16 protein-coding genes and 1 other RNA gene are annotated in these 16,793 nt (G+C 50.4%); 7 read left to right on the top strand and 10 right to left on the bottom strand.

What is annotated here, in order from left to right; translation table 11 throughout:
• Nucleotides 1-177 precede the first annotated feature (177 nt).
• The gene (locus ACJHYO_RS06945; protein ID WP_000779831.1) at nucleotides 178-750 is read left to right on the top strand and encodes a YbaY family lipoprotein; all 573 of its coding nucleotides are present in this window, start codon (nucleotides 178-180) and stop codon (nucleotides 748-750) included.
• A gap of 30 nt (nucleotides 751-780) precedes the next feature.
• On the opposite strand, the gene ACJHYO_RS06940 is transcribed toward ACJHYO_RS06945, so the two are convergent.
• Complete coding sequence (locus ACJHYO_RS06940) at nucleotides 781-1,092, bottom strand: MGMT family protein (protein WP_000409908.1); 312 nt, start codon at nucleotides 1,090-1,092, stop codon at nucleotides 781-783.
• Between the two features lie 162 nt (nucleotides 1,093-1,254).
• On the opposite strand from ACJHYO_RS06940, the gene ffs reads away from it, so the two are divergent.
• Together ffs and ACJHYO_RS06930 are read left to right on the top strand one after the other, a co-directional pair.
• Nucleotides 1,255-1,351: signal recognition particle sRNA small type (gene ffs / locus ACJHYO_RS06935), an RNA gene on the top strand.
• A 119-nt stretch (nucleotides 1,352-1,470) separates the two neighbouring features.
• Nucleotides 1,471-1,824, top strand: coding sequence for a DUF1428 domain-containing protein (locus tag ACJHYO_RS06930; protein WP_000878140.1), 354 nt, complete (start codon nucleotides 1,471-1,473; stop codon nucleotides 1,822-1,824).
• Nucleotides 1,825-1,865: 41 nt separating this feature from the next.
• On the opposite strand, the gene pdeB is transcribed toward ACJHYO_RS06930, so the two are convergent.
• The 7 genes from pdeB to acrA all read right to left on the bottom strand — a co-directional run bounded on the left by pdeB (nucleotide 1,866) and on the right by acrA (nucleotide 10,418).
• The gene (gene pdeB / locus ACJHYO_RS06925; protein ID WP_085455481.1) at nucleotides 1,866-3,416 is read right to left on the bottom strand and encodes a cyclic-guanylate-specific phosphodiesterase PdeB; all 1,551 of its coding nucleotides are present in this window, start codon (nucleotides 3,414-3,416) and stop codon (nucleotides 1,866-1,868) included.
• A 163-nt stretch (nucleotides 3,417-3,579) separates the two neighbouring features.
• Nucleotides 3,580-4,050 (bottom strand): YlaC family protein, encoded by a 471-nt coding sequence (locus ACJHYO_RS06920; RefSeq protein WP_085455217.1) that lies wholly within the window; start codon nucleotides 4,048-4,050, stop codon nucleotides 3,580-3,582.
• Between the two features lie 115 nt (nucleotides 4,051-4,165).
• Nucleotides 4,166-4,717 carry a maltose O-acetyltransferase gene (maa, locus tag ACJHYO_RS06915; protein WP_000102539.1) on the bottom strand — a complete coding sequence of 184 codons (552 nt, stop codon included), beginning with the start codon at nucleotides 4,715-4,717 and terminating at the stop codon, nucleotides 4,166-4,168.
• A gap of 172 nt (nucleotides 4,718-4,889) precedes the next feature.
• Complete coding sequence (locus tag ACJHYO_RS06910) at nucleotides 4,890-5,108, bottom strand: HHA domain-containing protein (RefSeq protein ID WP_001291435.1); 219 nt, start codon at nucleotides 5,106-5,108, stop codon at nucleotides 4,890-4,892.
• Nucleotides 5,109-5,133: 25 nt separating this feature from the next.
• On the bottom strand, nucleotides 5,134-5,508 hold the full coding sequence (gene tomB, locus ACJHYO_RS06905; protein ID WP_000344800.1) for an Hha toxicity modulator TomB: 375 nt from the start codon (nucleotides 5,506-5,508) through the stop codon (nucleotides 5,134-5,136).
• A 544-nt stretch (nucleotides 5,509-6,052) separates the two neighbouring features.
• On the bottom strand, nucleotides 6,053-9,202 hold the full coding sequence (gene acrB / locus ACJHYO_RS06900) for an efflux RND transporter permease AcrB (protein WP_001132480.1): 3,150 nt from the start codon (nucleotides 9,200-9,202) through the stop codon (nucleotides 6,053-6,055).
• A 22-nt stretch (nucleotides 9,203-9,224) separates the two neighbouring features.
• A complete protein-coding gene (gene acrA, locus ACJHYO_RS06895) occupies nucleotides 9,225-10,418 on the bottom strand; it encodes a multidrug efflux RND transporter periplasmic adaptor subunit AcrA (protein WP_001295833.1) in 1,194 nt (397 codons plus the stop codon).
• Between the two features lie 141 nt (nucleotides 10,419-10,559).
• Between acrA and acrR the strand changes: the two genes are divergently transcribed.
• Both acrR and mscK read left to right on the top strand, forming a co-directional pair.
• Entirely contained in the window at nucleotides 10,560-11,207 is a 648-nt protein-coding gene (gene acrR, locus ACJHYO_RS06890) for a multidrug efflux transporter transcriptional repressor AcrR (protein ID WP_000101737.1), read from the top strand.
• A gap of 127 nt (nucleotides 11,208-11,334) precedes the next feature.
• Nucleotides 11,335-14,697 carry a mechanosensitive channel MscK gene (gene mscK, locus ACJHYO_RS06885; protein WP_000177749.1) on the top strand — a complete coding sequence of 1,121 codons (3,363 nt, stop codon included), beginning with the start codon at nucleotides 11,335-11,337 and terminating at the stop codon, nucleotides 14,695-14,697.
• A gap of 211 nt (nucleotides 14,698-14,908) precedes the next feature.
• Here the strand turns inward: mscK and rsmS are convergent, their stop codons facing one another.
• Nucleotides 14,909-15,070: a pleiotropic regulatory protein RsmS gene (rsmS, locus tag ACJHYO_RS06880; protein WP_000051146.1), complete on the bottom strand. Its 162-nt coding sequence runs from the start codon at nucleotides 15,068-15,070 to the stop codon at nucleotides 14,909-14,911.
• Between the two features lie 13 nt (nucleotides 15,071-15,083).
• Nucleotides 15,084-15,611 (bottom strand): primosomal replication protein N'', encoded by a 528-nt coding sequence (gene priC, locus ACJHYO_RS06875; RefSeq protein WP_024223151.1) that lies wholly within the window; start codon nucleotides 15,609-15,611, stop codon nucleotides 15,084-15,086.
• A 69-nt stretch (nucleotides 15,612-15,680) separates the two neighbouring features.
• Between priC and ACJHYO_RS06870 the strand changes: the two genes are divergently transcribed.
• Complete coding sequence (locus ACJHYO_RS06870) at nucleotides 15,681-16,058, top strand: DUF454 family protein (RefSeq protein WP_001188900.1); 378 nt, start codon at nucleotides 15,681-15,683, stop codon at nucleotides 16,056-16,058.
• A gap of 152 nt (nucleotides 16,059-16,210) precedes the next feature.
• Nucleotides 16,211-16,762 (top strand): adenine phosphoribosyltransferase, encoded by a 552-nt coding sequence (gene apt / locus ACJHYO_RS06865; RefSeq protein WP_000127356.1) that lies wholly within the window; start codon nucleotides 16,211-16,213, stop codon nucleotides 16,760-16,762.
• Nucleotides 16,763-16,793 lie beyond the last annotated feature (31 nt).

Here is a 16,793-nt window from a genome sequence, read left to right as displayed (position 1 = left end):
GAGTTGAGTATAACGCAAATTTGCCACTGGTCCGATGGGTGCAATGGTCTGAATTACGGGCTAATTACAGGCAGAAATGCGTGATGTGTGCCACACTTGTTGACGTTACTATTTTGTTAACCACTCTTCCGGCGAGGAAAGTTAGCCCGCTGGTGCATTGATAATAAGGAGAAGTGAATGAAACTCGTGCACATGGCCAGTGGTTTAGCGGTTGCGATTGCGTTGGCGGCTTGCGCAGATAAAAGCGCGGATATTCAGACGCCAGCACCGGCTGCAAATACGTCTATTTCAGCAACACAACAACCTGCTATCCAGCAACCGAATGTCTCCGGTACCGTTTGGATCCGTCAGAAAGTCGCACTGCCGCCTGATGCCGTGCTGACCGTGACACTTTCTGACGCGTCGTTAGCCGATGCGCCGTCGAAAGTGCTGGCGCAGAAAGCGGTGCGTACCGAAGGTAAACAGTCACCATTCAGCTTTGTTCTGCCATTTAACCCGGCAGATGTTCAGCCGAACGCGCGTATTCTGTTGAGTGCGGCGATTACCGTGAATGACAAACTGGTATTTATTACAGATACCGTTCAGCCGGTGATCAACCAGGGCGGAACTAAAGCCGACCTGACATTGGTGCCGGTGCAGCAAACCGCCGTGCCGGTTCAGGCTAGCGGTGGCGCAACGACTACCGTACCTTCAACTTCACCAACCCAGGTGAATCCGTCTTCGGCAGTTCCAGCTCCAACGCAATATTAAGCGAAGTTAACCCTCTCCGCCCGGAGAGGGTTAGTAGTTCCAGCGATAAAGCTGCAAGTCGATTTGCCCGCTTCCCGACACCATCACACCTTCTGCCAGTAATGCCTGTCGCTGACGCTGTAAATCCGGTCCGGTCAGTGAAATGGTGCCGTGGCGATTAACCACCCGGTGCCAGGGCAAGGTGCTGCCTTCGGGGAGACGCTTTAACACACCGCCTACCTGGCGCGCGGCACGGGGCGATCCCGCCAGTTTCGCCACATCACCGTAAGTGGTGACATAGCCTTCGGGAATAGCGGCTACGATTTGCCAGACGCGTTGGGGAAATGAATCTTCTTTTTCCATCTTTTCTTCCTGAGGTAATTTTTCAGCATAATCTGGAAAAACGCCCGAGTGAAGCCGCATTGCGCAAGAAACCAGCATCTGGCACGCAATGGGTTGCAATTAGCCGGGGCAGCAGTGATAATGCGCCTGCGCGTTGGTTCTCAACGCTCTCAATGGGGGCTCTGTTGGTTCTCCCGCAACGCTACTCTGTTTACCAGGTCAGGTCCGGAAGGAAGCAGCCAAGGCAGATGACGCGTGTGCCGGGATGTAGCTGGCAGGGCCCCCACCCATTTCTGCCGCCCACCGTTTCGTCAAAAAATCCCAATATGGCTAAACTTTAACCACAACTGACGTCGCAAGAATTGTCTGGCTGCGCAGTACGCTTCGGAGGTATGTCTGATGAAGTATGTTGATGGTTTTGTTGTTGCCGTTCCTGCCGATAAAAAGGATGCCTATCGGGAAATGGCCGCTAAGGCCGCGCCATTATTTAAAGAGTTCGGTGCGCTTCGTATTGTCGAATGCTGGGCCAGCGATGTACCGGATGGTAAAGTGACCGATTTTCGTATGGCGGTGAAAGCGGAAGAGAATGAAGAGGTTGTCTTTAGCTGGATTGAATACCCTTCAAAAGAGGTCCGCGACGCTGCTAATCAAAAGATGATGTCGGACCCACGGATGAAAGAGTTCGGCGAGTCCATGCCGTTTGATGGTAAGCGAATGATCTATGGCGGATTCGAGTCAATCATCGACGAGTAGGTAGCGTGACGGGCTGTGCGGCGTGCCGTCAGCCCTATAATTCACAAATGTTGCTCGGCCCAGCGTAAGAAATCCTCTTTCGGTAATGCCTTGCTGTAGAGCCAGCCCTGACCGTAGTGCACGCCATGCTGGCGTAGCCACTCTTCTTGTTTACTGGTTTCGATTCCCTCCGCAACCATTTTCAGTTTCAGTGTTTTTGCCATTTCGATGATATGCGGCGTGACATTTTTATATTCCAGCGCATCAACGAAAGATTTATCGATCTTCAGAATGTCGACATCCAGATCCTGTAAATAACTTAAACTTGAATACCCTGTACCAAAATCATCGAGATAAATTTCATGGCCCGCCTCCCGGTAGCGAGAAAGTATCGGGGCGCTGGTTTTCGGATCGGCAAACTCGCGTTCAGTGAGTTCAAGCGCGATCTGTCTGGGATTAACCTGATAGTGATTGATCATTTCACGCAGCAATTGCGGGATTTTTTCCGAGGTGAGCACGGTGGATTCAAGATTGATCGAAATATGCTGCTGAGAATGCTGACGCAGCCAGTCGCCCATATCTTCAAAGACGCTTCTTATAATCAGTAGCGTCAATGGCTCAGAAAGGCCCGTTTGCTGTGCCAGCGGAATAAAACTATCTGGTGACAACCAACTACCGTCTGTCTGCGGCCAGCGCGCCAGTGCCTCAGCACCGACAATTTTGCCATTGGCTAAGGAGACAATCGGCTGATAGTGCACGCAAATATCACGATTTTCGATAGCATCCTGCAGCCGATGATGCGGTGACTGGATACGGCGCAAAATACGCAGCACAAACATCGCTGCCAGCAGGCCAATCACCAACCCGAGCGGTAACCAAATAAAGACTTGCCGATGCCAGCCTTTCTGCAACATTTTCGTTGAAGCCCAGGTGATGATCGAAATATTCATCTCCGGTAAGGGCAGGATATCGTAAATGATTCCATTATTTTCGATATGCTCACCGGGTGTTTTTTGTAGCCTGGTAATAATTCCCTGAGCAAGTTCATCGCTGCTGGTTATGACAACGTTATGGGCATTGCCAATAATGGCGGCATCAATTTGCCATGAGCTATAGGGAATGACATCAATAAAGGAAGCAGGGTCGATCATGACGACATAATGTGCCGTTCCCATGGCGACCATATAACGGATAATGCCTAAATCGCTATGCGATGTTAACCAGACACGATAACCATCTTTCGAAATTTTACCTGGCTCGGGGAAGGTATCGGGCGGGCTTTCATGCTCCAGAGACGAACACTGGGGAACGTTGTTATCGATATAAACCACTTCCTGAATATAGCGATAACTGTAAGATACCCGACGCATTTCCATGAGATGGGCTTCGCTACAGGCAGCGCCTTGCCATCTTTCCAGCTCTTGCAGCGCATCTTTCCCTTGTGTCGCCACCTTATTGGCCCGAATAGCGACGCGGGAGGAATACGTATTCAGCTCTTCAATAAATGATGTTTCTACCTGCTGATGGGCCAGCCAGATGCTTAAGCCGACAGGCAGCAATACTGAAAGAATCAGTACTCCCGAAATAAGGCTGACCAGATGTCGTGTTCTCACCAGCATATCCTTATTAACACAGTGTAGGGAAAGTATATCTGATTGTGGAAAAAGGCTGGCAGGAGATAAGGAGGTAGAGCTGGTATTTCCTGAAGTGATGGGTGGAAGCGATCGTTGTCATTTGACCAGGCGTAGAGCTTTACGCCTGGTATGTACCCCTAACTTAAGATGTTGATTCGGCGCGAGCGAGGGTAAAAATATCGTAAAAAGACAGTTCACCTTTACGGACGATCATTTTTTGCAGTTGTTCTTTATGAACATCCGCGACACGCGGAGAGTTCAAGATGGCTTCAACCAGCGCGGCAGGTACAAAGCGCGTGTTGTACCATTCGCCGTTATAGCAAACGCGGAAATCCAGCACGTCGATATCTTCATAGCGGTAGCGTGGGTAGACATCGAAAAAGAAGAAACCATTAAGCAGGATAAATAATACAACCAGTAGCCAGACAGAGCCTGAAAGCTTTTCGGACTGCAACATCACCGCCAGGGTGGCAAAAAAAGCAACGTACATACCGATAAACAGCCCCGGATGTTTACGGATAAAACTGATACTAAAGCGGGGTTTGTTGTCGCGTTTTTCGCGGGTATTCAGAGACTCAATCGTTTCGGTCAGCAGGCGTTGTATTTCGGTCATCGTTTGCCTTCGTGATATCTGCAACTTTCCAGGGAACACCCTATTTTAACGTGGGAATAGTAGAGGGGAAGTAACAGATTTGCCACGATTTTGCATAACAGTTGAGAAAAGCTGGTTACAATTTTTTAATGATTCTGGCTGGATTACCGCCCACGACAACGTTGTCCGGGACATCTTTTGTGACAACTGCACCTGAGGCTACCACGACGTTATCACCAATGGTCACACCAGGGTTAATGACTGCACGTCCGCCAATCCAGACGTTATTACCGATGGTGACGGGTTTCCCCAGTTCAGCACCGCTATTACGTGCTACAGGGTCGATGGGATGTGTTGCCGTGTAGATATGAACGCCTGGTGCCAACATACAGTTATCACCAATGCGAATAGGGCAGACATCAAGCATCACGCAATCGAAGTTGGCGAAAAAATTATTGCCGAGAAAAATGTTATAGCCATAGTCACAGCGAAACGTTGGCTCAATATAAGCCTCTGTCACCTGACCGAATAAATCAGCAAGAATTTGCTGGCGTAATGTGTGCTCTTCCGCCAGGGAATGATTGTATCGGTGAATAAGCCGACGAGCTCGCAGGCGATCGCGAGATAACGCCTCATCTGCCGAGTGATACAACTCACCAGCAATCATCTTTTCTTTTTCTGTGCTCATTACTGACTTCCGGTTGCTGAAAATGCGGCAACACAGTAAGACGAAAAGTCAGTGAAGAGAACGTTCCCATTACATCTGTGTGATGAAGATCACATAGGGTATGTCTTCATGGCGAAAAAAGTGCAAAATTCTTAATAAACAGCCAGTTATAGCTCCGAAAGTGAGTTATTTATTAGCGAATAAATTTCCATACTGAGGAAGGGATCTTGTCGTACAGTTTATTCATGGTCAATTCGGCGAGGCGGTGATCTGCGGCTGAGTAAAATACCGCCAGTTCATTATCTGATAATTCGTATTTATTTTTCTCGATAACACGCTCCAGCGTGTCAATTGTCTGGCAACGACGTAAACGCATTAAATAATCGGTTTTCGTTAAAGGTTTTTCGGACATACTTCTACCCATGGTTGTAATAATTCTAACAAGATAAACTCGCAGGATTCTCTTTCGTCGCATTGACAAAACAACGGAATAGTCGATTACCTGACTTCCGCCATTTCTGAAGATCCTGCATATTAATACCATAACTACTGAACAACATAAAGGTGTCATCCAGATATTCGTCGATCTGCTCAATGAGCTTATTGTCTTCATTATACTTAATTTTGTAATTAAGTGCGAAGGTCGCAATATGCTCAATCAGTTCATTCAACTGGAGGTTGATCGCCGAGGTTGGGTCGTTAACCCAGCCATGATTGCTTTCTTCAAGGTTTGCAAGGCAGTCATGATACAGGGTTTCACAGAGAAACTTAAGCTGTGCGATATCATGTCTTTTGGGTGAGTATTCATCCATAACGCGTCCCCTTCTTAGCGGTTGAACTAACGGACACCTTTCGGGATGGAAAAAACTTACTGACCTGGACTTGCCCTCTCGTTTGTTAGCTTAACTATAAGCCACTCTTTGTAGGTTTTCATCGCATTATTACGAAAAATTACAATTAGGAAGGAAGCGGGACAGGACTCACTTTTTCATACTAGCACCAACCCGCAGCAGGTAAAAGCAGTTTGCTCGAACTGTTCATAACATTTCAGAATTATCGCCAGAAGAAATTGGTGACACTAATACCAGGATTGCTCTGAATATGACGTAATAACCGAGGAATGAATAAAGAATTACCGCAAATAATTAAGAATAGCCTCTAAATGGTTATGGATTATTAAATCTATTAGCGCTACTTAATATAAATTAACTAACAATCAGTATTTTTTATGAATTTTATGCGGGGTTAATACTGGTTTTCGTATGGGATCCTGAGTTGGTGGTTCAATACTCCTTAATGTTCGTAGGTTATGTATAAAAAAGGCCGCTTGCGCGGCCTTAGTGATTACACGTTGTATCAATGATGATCGACAGTATGGCTGTGCTCGATATCTTCATTCTTGCGGCTAAAGCGGCGGCGAACCACCACAAAGAATACCGGAACGAAGAAGATTGCCAGTACCGTTGCGGTCACCATCCCGCCCATTACACCGGTACCTACTGCGTTCTGCGCGCCGGAACCAGCACCAGTACTGATAACCAGCGGCATAACGCCGAGGATAAACGCCAACGAGGTCATCAGGATTGGGCGTAAACGCATCCGCACCGCATCAAGCGTCGCTTCAATCAGACCTTTACCTTCTTTATCCATCAAGTCTTTGGCGAATTCGACGATAAGTATCGCGTTCTTCGCCGACAAACCAATGGTTGTGAGCAGGCCTACCTGGAAGTAAACGTCATTGGTCAGGCCACGGAAGGTGGCAGCCAGCAACGCACCGATAACCCCCAGCGGAACGACTAGCATAACGGAGAACGGAATCGACCAGCTCTCGTACAGCGCAGCCAGACACAGGAACACGACAATCAACGAAATCGCGTACAGTGAAGGTGCCTGGTTGCCGGAGAGACGTTCCTGATAGGACATTCCCGTCCAGTCATAGCCAACACCGGTAGGCAGTTTGCTCGCCAGTTGTTCCATCAGCTCCATTGCTTCACCGGTACTTTTACCCGGTGCCGCCTGGCCTAAGATTTCCATAGATGGCAGGCCGTTGTAACGTTCCAGACGCGGCGAACCGTACTCCCAACGAGAAGAGGAGAACGCCGAGAACGGCACCATCTGACCATCAGCAGCACGAACATACCAGTCGCCGATATCATCCGGCAGCATACGGTATTTCGCTTCTGACATGACGTAAACTTTCTTCACACGACCGCGGTCGATAAAGTCGTTCACATAGCTACCGCCCCATGCAGCGCCCAGAGTGGTGTTAATGTCGTTGATAGAAACACCCAGCGCCTGCGCTTTTTCCTGGTCGATATCAATCTTAAACTGCGGGGTATCTTCCAGACCGTTTGGACGTACACTGGTCAACATATCAGGGTGCTTCGCTGCTTCTGCAAGCAACTGGTTACGCGCCTGAGTCAGTTTTTCGTGACCAAGGCCAGCCTGGTCAATCAGCTCAAAGTCAAAGCCGGTTGCGGTACCCAGTTCCACGATTGCGGGCAGGTTAAAGGCGAAAACCATCGCATCTTTGATTTGCGAGAAAGCACGTGTTGCACGCATGGTAATCGCTTCAACTTTGTTTTCTTCGCCCGGACGATCGGCCCAGTCCTTCAAGGAAACGAACGCAATACCGGTATTCTGACCACGTCCCGCAAAGCCGAAGCCGTTAACGGCGAACACCGACTCAACGTTGTTCTTTTCTTTGGTCAGATAGTAATTCGTTACCTCATTGAGCACTTTCTGCGTACGTTCCTGCGTTGCACCTGCTGGCAGCTGAACCATGGTCATAAATACGCCCTGGTCCTCATCTGGCAAGAAGGAGCTTGGCAGACGCACGAACAGATAGGCCATACCGACCACGATGATCAGATACAGCACCAGGTAACGCCCCGTACTGCGCAGAATACCGCCTACGCTGTCGGTGTAGTGGTGCGTGCTCTTCTCGAACATGCGGTTAAACCAGCCGAAGAAGCCTTTTTTACCTTCCCCGTGATCGCCTTTGGCAATCGGTTTCAGCATGGTGGCACAAAGAGCCGGAGTCAGGATCAACGCCACCAGTACCGACAGCGCCATTGCTGAAACAATGGTAATAGAGAACTGACGATAGATAGCACCAGTAGAACCGCCAAAGAAGGCCATCGGTACGAATACCGCCGACAGTACCATCGCGATACCGACCAGAGCGCCCTGAATCTGCCCCATCGACTTACGGGTGGCTTCTTTTGGCGGCAAACCTTCTTCCGCCATCACACGCTCAACGTTTTCTACCACAACGATGGCGTCATCCACCAACAGGCCGATGGCGAGCACCATCCCGAACATTGTTAGCGTGTTTATCGAGAAGCCAAAGGCGGCAAGGACGGCAAAGGTCCCGAGCAATACCACCGGTACGGCAATGGTCGGAATCAACGTCGCGCGGAAGTTCTGCAAGAACAGATACATTACCAGGAACACGAGGATGATCGCTTCGACCAGCGTTTTAACCACTTCGTGAATAGAGATTTTCACGAACGGTGTGGTGTCATACGGGTAAACAATTTTCAGACCCGACGGGAAGAACGGTTCCATCTTCGCCAGTTCAGCACGGATTGCCGCAGCGGTATCCAGCGCGTTCGCACCGGTCGCCAGCTTGATCCCCAGACCGGAAGCCGGTTGGCCGTTAAACTCTGCGATGATGTCGTAGTTCTCACCACCCAGCTCAATTTTCGCCACATCACGCAGCAGCACGCGGGAACCATCCTGATTCACTTTCAGCAGGATTTTGCCGAACTCTTCAGTAGAGGTCAGACGCGTCTGAGCAATAATAGAGGCGTTAAGCTGTTGGCCTTTCACCGGCGGCGTACCACCGAGCTGACCAGCTGCAACCTGGGCGTTCTGTGCTTTGATGGCGGTAATGACATCAACCGGCGTTAGCTGGAATTTGTTCAGTTCATTCGGGTTCATCCAGATACGCATCGCGTACTGTGAACCGAACAACTGAACGTCACCCACGCCCGACGTACGGCTGATGGCATCTTTCATATTCGCCGCCACGTAGTCGGAGATATCCTCCTGCGTCATGGTGCCATCGGTGTTGATAACGCCGACAACCATCAGGAAGCTGCTGGATGATTTCTCAACGCTCACCCCTTGCTGCTGTACTTCTTGTGGCAGCAACGGCATCGCCAACTGCAGTTTGTTCTGTACCTGAACCTGCGCGATATCCGCATCAGTACCAGACTCAAAGGTCAGGGTGATCTGCACGGTACCCGTGGAGTCACTGTTAGAGGACATGTACATCAGGTTATCGATACCGTTCATATTCTGTTCGATAACCTGTGTCACCGTGTCCTGCACTGTTTTCGCATCAGCGCCAGGGTAGGAGGCGGAGATCGTTACTGCCGGCGGTGCAATCGTAGGATATTGCGCCACCGGCAGTTTGAGGATCGCCAGCCCCCCTGCCAACATGATGATAATGGCGATCACCCACGCAAAAATCGGGCGATCGATAAAGAAATTAGGCATGTCTTAACGGCTCCTGTTTAAGTTAAGACTTGGACTGTTCAGGCTGAGCACCGCTTGCGGCTTGCTGGTTATTATCAGCGGTAACTTCTTGTGCTTTTACCTGGACACCAGGACGCACTTTCTGCAGCCCACTTATTACTACGCGATCGCCTGCTTTCAGACCTTCTGTCACCAGCCACTTATCGCCGATAGCCTGGCTTGCAACGATCGGACGGGTTTCCACTTTGTCATCCGCGCCAACCACCAGTACGGTGGCATCGCCACGCGGCGTACGGGTTACGCCCTGTTGCGGGACTAAAATAGCGTTTGGATTAAGCCCTTCTTCCAGACGTGCACGCACGAACATACCCGGCAGCAGAGTGTGATCCGGGTTCGGGAAGATAGCGCGTAGGGTGATAGACCCAGTGGTCTGATCAACGGTAACGTCAGAGAATTCCAGCGTACCGTCCTGCGGGAACTTAATGCCGTCACTGGTGATCAGCGACACTTTGGCTTTGCCGTTCTCTTGTTTCAGCGTGCCATTCGCCAGTTCCTGTTTCAGGCGCAGGAAGTCGTTGCTGGACTGGGTCACATCAACGTAGATCGGATCAAGTTGCTGCACGGTTGCCAGCGCAGTCGCCTGACCGTTCTGTACCAATGCGCCTTCCGTCACGTTTGACTTACCAATGCGACCACTAATCGGAGAGGTAACTTTGGTGTAAGCCAGATTGATTCGCGCAGTTTCAACGGCAGCTTTCGCCGCAGTTACCGCAGCATTCGCCTGTTGCGCATCAGCCAGAGCCTGATCGTACTCTTGCTTACTGATGTACTGAGTACCGAGCAATTTCTGATAACGATTCACCGTCAATTGCGCGATATTGGCTGCAGCCTGGGCTTTCGCCAGATCACCTTTCGCACTGTCGTATGCCGCCTGATAGGTCGCAGGATCAATCTGATAGAGAGAGACACCTGCTTCGATGTCGCTACCTTCTTTGAAATTACGCTTCAGGATAATCCCGCTAACTTGAGGACGAACTTCTGCGATCCGGTAGGCACTGGTGCGACCCGGAAGCTCGGTTGTGATCTGCAGAGGTTCAGTTTTGACTGTTACTACGCCAACGGCGGGCATCTGCTGGCCACCTTGTTGGGCCTGTTTGTCGTCACATCCTGTTAGGGCTAAGCTGCCTGAGAGCATCAGAACGACCGCCAGAGGCGTAAACCCTCTGTTTTTGTTCATATGTAAACCTCGAGTGTCCGATTTCAAATTGGTCAATGGTCAAAAGTTAATAAACCCATTGCTGCGTTTATATTATCGTCGTGCTATGGTACATACATTCACAAATGTATGTAAATCTAACGCCTGTAAATTCACGAACATATGGCACGAAAAACCAAACAAGAAGCGCAAGAAACGCGCCAACACATCCTCGATGTGGCTCTACGTCTTTTCTCACAGCAGGGGGTATCATCCACCTCGCTGGGTGAGATTGCAAAAGCAGCTGGCGTTACGCGCGGTGCAATCTACTGGCATTTTAAAGACAAGTCGGATTTGTTCAGTGAGATCTGGGAACTGTCAGAATCCAATATTGGTGAACTCGAGCTTGAGTATCAGGCAAAATTCCCTGGCGATCCACTCTCAGTATTAAGAGAGATATTAATTCATGTTCTTGAGTCCACGGTGACAGAAGAACGGCGTCGATTGTTGATGGAGATTATATTCCACAAATGCGAATTTGTCGGAGAAATGGCTGTTGTGCAACAGGCACAACGTAATCTCTGTCTGGAAAGTTATGACCGTATAGAACAAACGTTAAAACATTGTATTGAAGCGAAAATGTTGCCTGCGGATTTAATGACGCGTCGCGCAGCAATTATTATGCGCGGCTATATTTCCGGCCTGATGGAAAACTGGCTCTTTGCCCCGCAATCTTTTGATCTTAAAAAAGAAGCCCGCGATTACGTCGCCATCTTACTGGAGATGTATCTCCTGTGCCCCACGCTTCGTAACCCTGCCACTAACGAATAACCCTGAATCTGACTCCAGGAATTTTCCTGGACATTTTCGTCGTTGCTATTCTGGTTCACTGCGTCGTGATATTCTTGCGGTTTGACTTTTTCAGGTCGTTCTTCAGGTTCAGAAACCTTCATTCATCATGACTATGTTCCAGTATTACAAACGATCACGGCATTTTGTTTTTTCAGCATTTATTGCTTTTGTTTTTGTCTTGTTATGCCAGAACACGGCGTTTGCACGGGCGTCATCGAATGGTGATTTACCGACAAAAGCGGACCTGCAGGCACAACTTGACTCACTGAATAAACAAAAAGATCTTTCTGCTCAGGACAAACTGGTGCAGCAGGATCTGACAGATACATTAGCCACCCTCGATAAAATCGATCGCGTAAAAGAAGAGACAGTTCAGCTACGGCAAAAAGTCGCTGAAGCGCCGGAAAAAATGCGCCAGGCGACAGCGGCGTTAACAGCACTTAGTGATGTCGATAACGACGAAGAAACGCGCAAAATTCTGAGCACGCTTTCGTTGCGCCAGCTGGAAACTCGCGTTGCCCAGGCGCTGGACGATTTGCAAAACGCACAAAATGATCTGGCGTCTTATAACAGCCAACTGGTTTCGTTACAGACGCAGCCCGAACGCGTGCAAAATGCGATGTATAACGCTTCGCAGCAGCTGCAACAAATTCGCAGTCGTCTGGATGGGACTGATGTCGGCGAGACGGCCTTACGTCCCAGCCAGAAAGTGTTAATGCAGGCCCAGCAGGCTTTGCTGAATGCCGAGATTGACCAGCAGCGTAAAAGCCTGGAAGGGAACACTGTCTTGCAGGATACCTTGCAAAAGCAGCGTGATTACGTGACGGCGAACAGCGCCCGTCTGGAGCACCAGTTACAACTGTTGCAAGAAGCGGTAAACAGCAAGCGCCTGACTTTAACCGAGAAAACGGCGCAGGAAGCTGTCTCCCCGGATGAAGCCGCGCGTATTCAGGCTAATCCGCTGGTGAAGCAGGAACTGGAAATTAACCAGCAGTTAAGTCAGCGTCTGATTACCGCGACTGAAAACGGTAATCAGTTGATGCAGCAAAACATCAAAGTTAAAAACTGGCTGGAGCGTGCGCTGCAATCGGAACGCAATATTAAAGAGCAGATTGCCGTCCTGAAGGGCAGCCTGCTGTTGTCTCGTATTCTTTACCAGCAACAACAAACGCTGCCCTCGGCGGATGAACTGGAAAACATGACCAACCGCATCGCGGATTTGCGTCTCGAACAGTTTGAAGTCAACCAGCAGCGTGACGCGCTGTTCCAGAGCGATGCGTTCGTCAGCAAACTGGAAGAAGGTCACACCAATGAAGTTAACAGCGAAGTTCACGATGCGTTATTGCAAGTAGTTGATATGCGCCGTGAATTGCTGGATCAGCTTAACAAACAGTTGGGTAATCAGCTGATGATGGCCATTAACCTGCAAATTAACCAGCAGCAGTTAATGAGCGTATCGAAAAACCTGAAATCCATCCTGACGCAGCAAATTTTTTGGGTGAACAGTAACCGTCCGATGGACTGGGACTGGATTAAAGCGTTCCCGCAAACGCTGAAAGATGAATTTAAGTCGATGAAAATCACGGTGAACTGGGAAAAAGCCTGGCCCGCCGTATTCATCGCCTTCCTCGCTGGTTTGCCGCTGCTGTTGATTGCCGGGCTGATCCACTGGCGTCTGGGCTGGCTGAAAGCGTATCAACAAAAACTGGCTTCCGCTGTGGGTTCCCTGCGTAACGACAGCCAGCTCAACACACCAAAAGCGATTCTTATTGACCTAATCCGCGCACTGCCGGTGTGCCTGATTATTCTCGCTGTCGGCCTGATTCTGCTGACTATGCAGCTCAATATCAGCGAGTTATTGTGGTCGTTCAGCAAAAAACTGGCGATTTTCTGGCTGGTATTTGGCCTGTGCTGGAAAGTGCTGGAGAAAAATGGTGTTGCCGTGCGTCACTTTGGTATGCCGGAACAGCAGACCAGCCACTGGCGTCGGCAAATTGTCCGCATCAGCCTCGCGTTGCTGCCGATCCATTTCTGGTCTGTGGTGGCAGAACTCTCCCCGCTGCATCTGATGGATGATGTGCTGGGGCAGGCGATGATTTTCTTCAACCTGCTGCTGATTGCCTTCCTGGTGTGGCCGATGTGCCGCGAAAGCTGGCGTGATAAAGAGTCGCACACCATGCGACTGGTCACCATTACCGTGCTGTCGATTATCCCGATTGCGTTGATGGTGCTGACCGCCACGGGTTACTTCTACACCACGCTGCGCCTCTCCGGGCGTTGGATTGAAACCGTTTATTTGGTGATCATCTGGAACCTGCTGTACCAGACGGTATTGCGCGGCTTAAGCGTAGCGGCGCGGCGTATCGCCTGGCGTCGTGCACTGGCGCGTCGGCAGAATCTGGTGAAAGAGGGCGCAGAAGGTGCCGAACCGCCGGAAGAACCCACCATTGCGCTGGAGCAGGTTAACCAGCAGACGCTGCGTATTACCATGTTGCTGATGTTTGCGCTGTTCGGTGTCATGTTCTGGGCAATTTGGTCTGATTTGATCACCGTGTTCAGCTATCTCGACAGCATTACGCTCTGGCATTACAACGCTACTGAAGCTGGTGCTGCGGTGGTGAAAAACGTCACCATGGGCAGTCTGTTGTTTGCGATTATCGCCTCAATGGTGGCCTGGGCGTTGATTCGCAACCTGCCTGGTTTGCTGGAAGTGCTGGTGCTCTCGCGACTGAATATGCGCCAGGGCGCGTCGTATGCCATTACTACCATCCTTAACTACATCATTATTGCCGTTGGTGCGATGACGGTGTTCGGATCGCTGGGCGTCTCGTGGGATAAACTCCAGTGGCTGGCGGCAGCATTATCCGTAGGTCTTGGTTTTGGTTTACAAGAGATCTTCGGTAACTTCGTTTCCGGTTTGATCATTCTGTTCGAACGTCCGGTGCGCATAGGCGACACGGTAACCATTGGTAGCTTCTCGGGTACGGTCAGCAAGATCCGTATTCGTGCGACAACGATTACCGATTTCGATCGCAAAGAAGTGATTATCCCGAACAAAGCGTTTGTTACCGAGCGTCTGATCAACTGGTCGTTAACTGACACGACTACGCGTCTGGTGATCCGTCTCGGCGTAGCCTATGGCTCCGATCTGGAAAAAGTGCGTAAAGTGTTGCTGAAGGCGGCGACTGAGCACCCAAGGGTGATGCACGAACCAATGCCGGAAGTCTTCTTTACGGCATTTGGTGCCAGCACGTTGGATCATGAGCTGCGTCTGTATGTGCGTGAACTGCGTGACCGTAGCCGTACTGTCGATGAGCTGAACCGTACTATCGATCAGTTGTGCCGTGAAAACGACATCAACATTGCCTTTAACCAACTTGAAGTGCATCTGCACAACGAGAAGGGCGATGAAGTGACGGAAGTGAAACGCGACTACAAAGGCGACGATCCGACGCCAGCGGTAGGGTAATAACCAAAGGGGGCGACATTTAGTTGCCCCGAGATTACTAACAAAGTGCGCGTTGTTCATGCCGGATGCGGCGTGACCGCCTTATCCGGCCTACGAAACCGCAAGAATTCAATATATTGCAGGAGCGGTGTAGGCCTGATAAGCGTAGCGCATCAGGCAGTTTTGCGTTTGCCCACAATCTTAGGGGACATTTAGCGGCCCCATTTATTTCTCACTTTTCCGCCTCATCATCGCGCGTTAATTTCTTTTCATAATCGCGTTTTACAATATCCAGCGCGCGCAGCACGGTGCGGGCTGGGATCTGATTTTCTTCCAGTAGCACAATCAAATCGACGGCCAGTTTGACATCGTCAGGGGCATTTTCCAGTGACATACTCTCTCCATTGCTAGCGGGTTAAACGCGCTAACCTGTTTTCGATTTTTTCCAGCGCATGGCGGCAGCGTGCCAGGCGCGCTTCATAGGCTTCCACTTCACGATGCAGCGTCTGCTGTTCCACGAGATCGGTCGCTCGTGCCAGACGGGCTCTACGTTCGGCAACCATCTCACGTAGCCGCCGCTCAAAATCCTGATGCTGAATACGTTTACGCTGCCAGCGGGCAATTTTCGGTGGCGCACTGTCCCACTCGCGTAGCGACCAGGCTGTGGCTTCACGCGCTATAGCCTCCAGTTGCGCCGCCAGATGTTCCGCCAGCCAGGCGACTTGCGGCAGTTGCTGTTGCTCAACGGCATGACGAAGCGCAGCCAGATTATCGCCCGCCTCATCGAGACAAGCCTGCAGTGTTGTCGCACGGGTCTGAAAAAGGTGCCTGTCAAAACGGGCACTTAGCGTGGCAAATTGCGCTACCGGGGCACAACGCTGACGCAGCGTGGCGAGCTGTCCTTCCAGTTTTTCCAGTAGCAGGGTGGTTTTCACGATAAGACCTCAATGAAAATGATAATTGTTATGCTAAAGTAGCCACTCTGTAAGCTGACAACACTCAATATGCAACGAATCATTTTAATCATCATTGGCTGGCTGGCGGTAGTGCTGGGTACGCTGGGCGTGGTATTACCGGTATTACCGACGACGCCGTTTATCCTGCTGGCGGCCTGGTGCTTTGCCCGTTCTTCCCCGCGCTTTCACGCCTGGTTGCTGTACCGCTCATGGTTTGGCAGTTATCTACGTTTCTGGCAGAAACATCATGCGATGCCGCGCGGCGCAAAACCACGGGCGATTTTGCTTATTTTGATTACGTTTACGATTTCGCTGTGGTTCGTCCAGATGCCGTGGGTGCGCATCATGTTGCTGGTAATTCTCGCCTGTTTGCTTTTTTATATGTGGCGAATTCCGGTGATTGATGAAAAGCAAGAAAAGCACTGAAGCACAACAATCGCAGTTGCAATTATTGCGTACAGCCAGTACATTCTGGCGTTTTCGAGCACAGGCGCAGGCGGTCAAAGGTTAAACAACTGTTACTTTTGATACGTTCAAAACGCGCCGTGAGTACCACCGTAACAAGCAGGCATACACTTATGACCGCGACTGCACAGCAGCTTGAGTATCTCAAAAATAGCATCAAAAGCATTCAGGACTACCCAAAACCCGGCATTCTTTTCCGCGATGTCACCAGCTTACTGGAAGACCCGAAAGCTTACGCTCTCAGCATCGACTTGCTGGTTGAGCGTTACAAAAATGCGGGCATTACCAAAGTGGTCGGCACCGAAGCGCGTGGCTTCTTGTTTGGCGCTCCGGTAGCTCTGGGTCTGGGCGTTGGCTTTGTACCGGTCCGTAAACCGGGCAAACTGCCGCGTGAAACCATCAGTGAAACTTACGACCTGGAATACGGCACCGATCAGCTGGAAATCCACGTTGATGCCATCAAACCGGGCGACAAAGTTCTGGTGGTGGACGATCTGCTGGCAACCGGCGGCACTATCGAAGCGACCGTTAAACTGATCCGTCGTCTGGGTGGTGAAGTAGCTGACGCTGCGTTCATTATCAACCTGTTCGATCTCGGCGGCGAACAGCGTCTCGAAAAACAGGGCATTACCAGCTACAGCCTTGTCCCGTTCCCGGGCCATTAATTATCGTCAGTCTTGCGCTGCTCACGCTACG

The sequence above is a fragment of the Escherichia sp. WS1118 genome, from assembly GCF_046487695.1.
Classification (GTDB): Bacteria; Pseudomonadota; Gammaproteobacteria; order Enterobacterales; family Enterobacteriaceae; genus Escherichia; species Escherichia coli.
This window is presented reverse-complemented; position numbering and strand designations above follow the sequence as displayed.

Coding starts and splice junctions, on each gene's coding strand:
- acrR (WP_000101737.1), top strand. CDS start 10,560: ATGGCACGAAAAACCAAACAAGAAGCGCAAGAAACGCGCCAACACATC.
- ACJHYO_RS06940 (WP_000409908.1), bottom strand. CDS start 1,092: ATGGAAAAAGAAGATTCATTTCCCCAACGCGTCTGGCAAATCGTAGCC.
- ACJHYO_RS06920 (WP_085455217.1), bottom strand. CDS start 4,050: ATGACCGAAATACAACGCCTGCTGACCGAAACGATTGAGTCTCTGAAT.
- rsmS (WP_000051146.1), bottom strand. CDS start 15,070: ATGTCACTGGAAAATGCCCCTGACGATGTCAAACTGGCCGTCGATTTG.
- ACJHYO_RS06870 (WP_001188900.1), top strand. CDS start 15,681: ATGCAACGAATCATTTTAATCATCATTGGCTGGCTGGCGGTAGTGCTG.
- apt (WP_000127356.1), top strand. CDS start 16,211: ATGACCGCGACTGCACAGCAGCTTGAGTATCTCAAAAATAGCATCAAA.
- acrB (WP_001132480.1), bottom strand. CDS start 9,202: ATGCCTAATTTCTTTATCGATCGCCCGATTTTTGCGTGGGTGATCGCC.
- mscK (WP_000177749.1), top strand. CDS start 11,335: ATGACTATGTTCCAGTATTACAAACGATCACGGCATTTTGTTTTTTCA.
- ACJHYO_RS06930 (WP_000878140.1), top strand. CDS start 1,471: ATGAAGTATGTTGATGGTTTTGTTGTTGCCGTTCCTGCCGATAAAAAG.
- ACJHYO_RS06945 (WP_000779831.1), top strand. CDS start 178: ATGAAACTCGTGCACATGGCCAGTGGTTTAGCGGTTGCGATTGCGTTG.
- maa (WP_000102539.1), bottom strand. CDS start 4,717: ATGAGCACAGAAAAAGAAAAGATGATTGCTGGTGAGTTGTATCACTCG.
- tomB (WP_000344800.1), bottom strand. CDS start 5,508: ATGGATGAATACTCACCCAAAAGACATGATATCGCACAGCTTAAGTTT.
- acrA (WP_001295833.1), bottom strand. CDS start 10,418: ATGAACAAAAACAGAGGGTTTACGCCTCTGGCGGTCGTTCTGATGCTC.
- ACJHYO_RS06910 (WP_001291435.1), bottom strand. CDS start 5,108: ATGTCCGAAAAACCTTTAACGAAAACCGATTATTTAATGCGTTTACGT.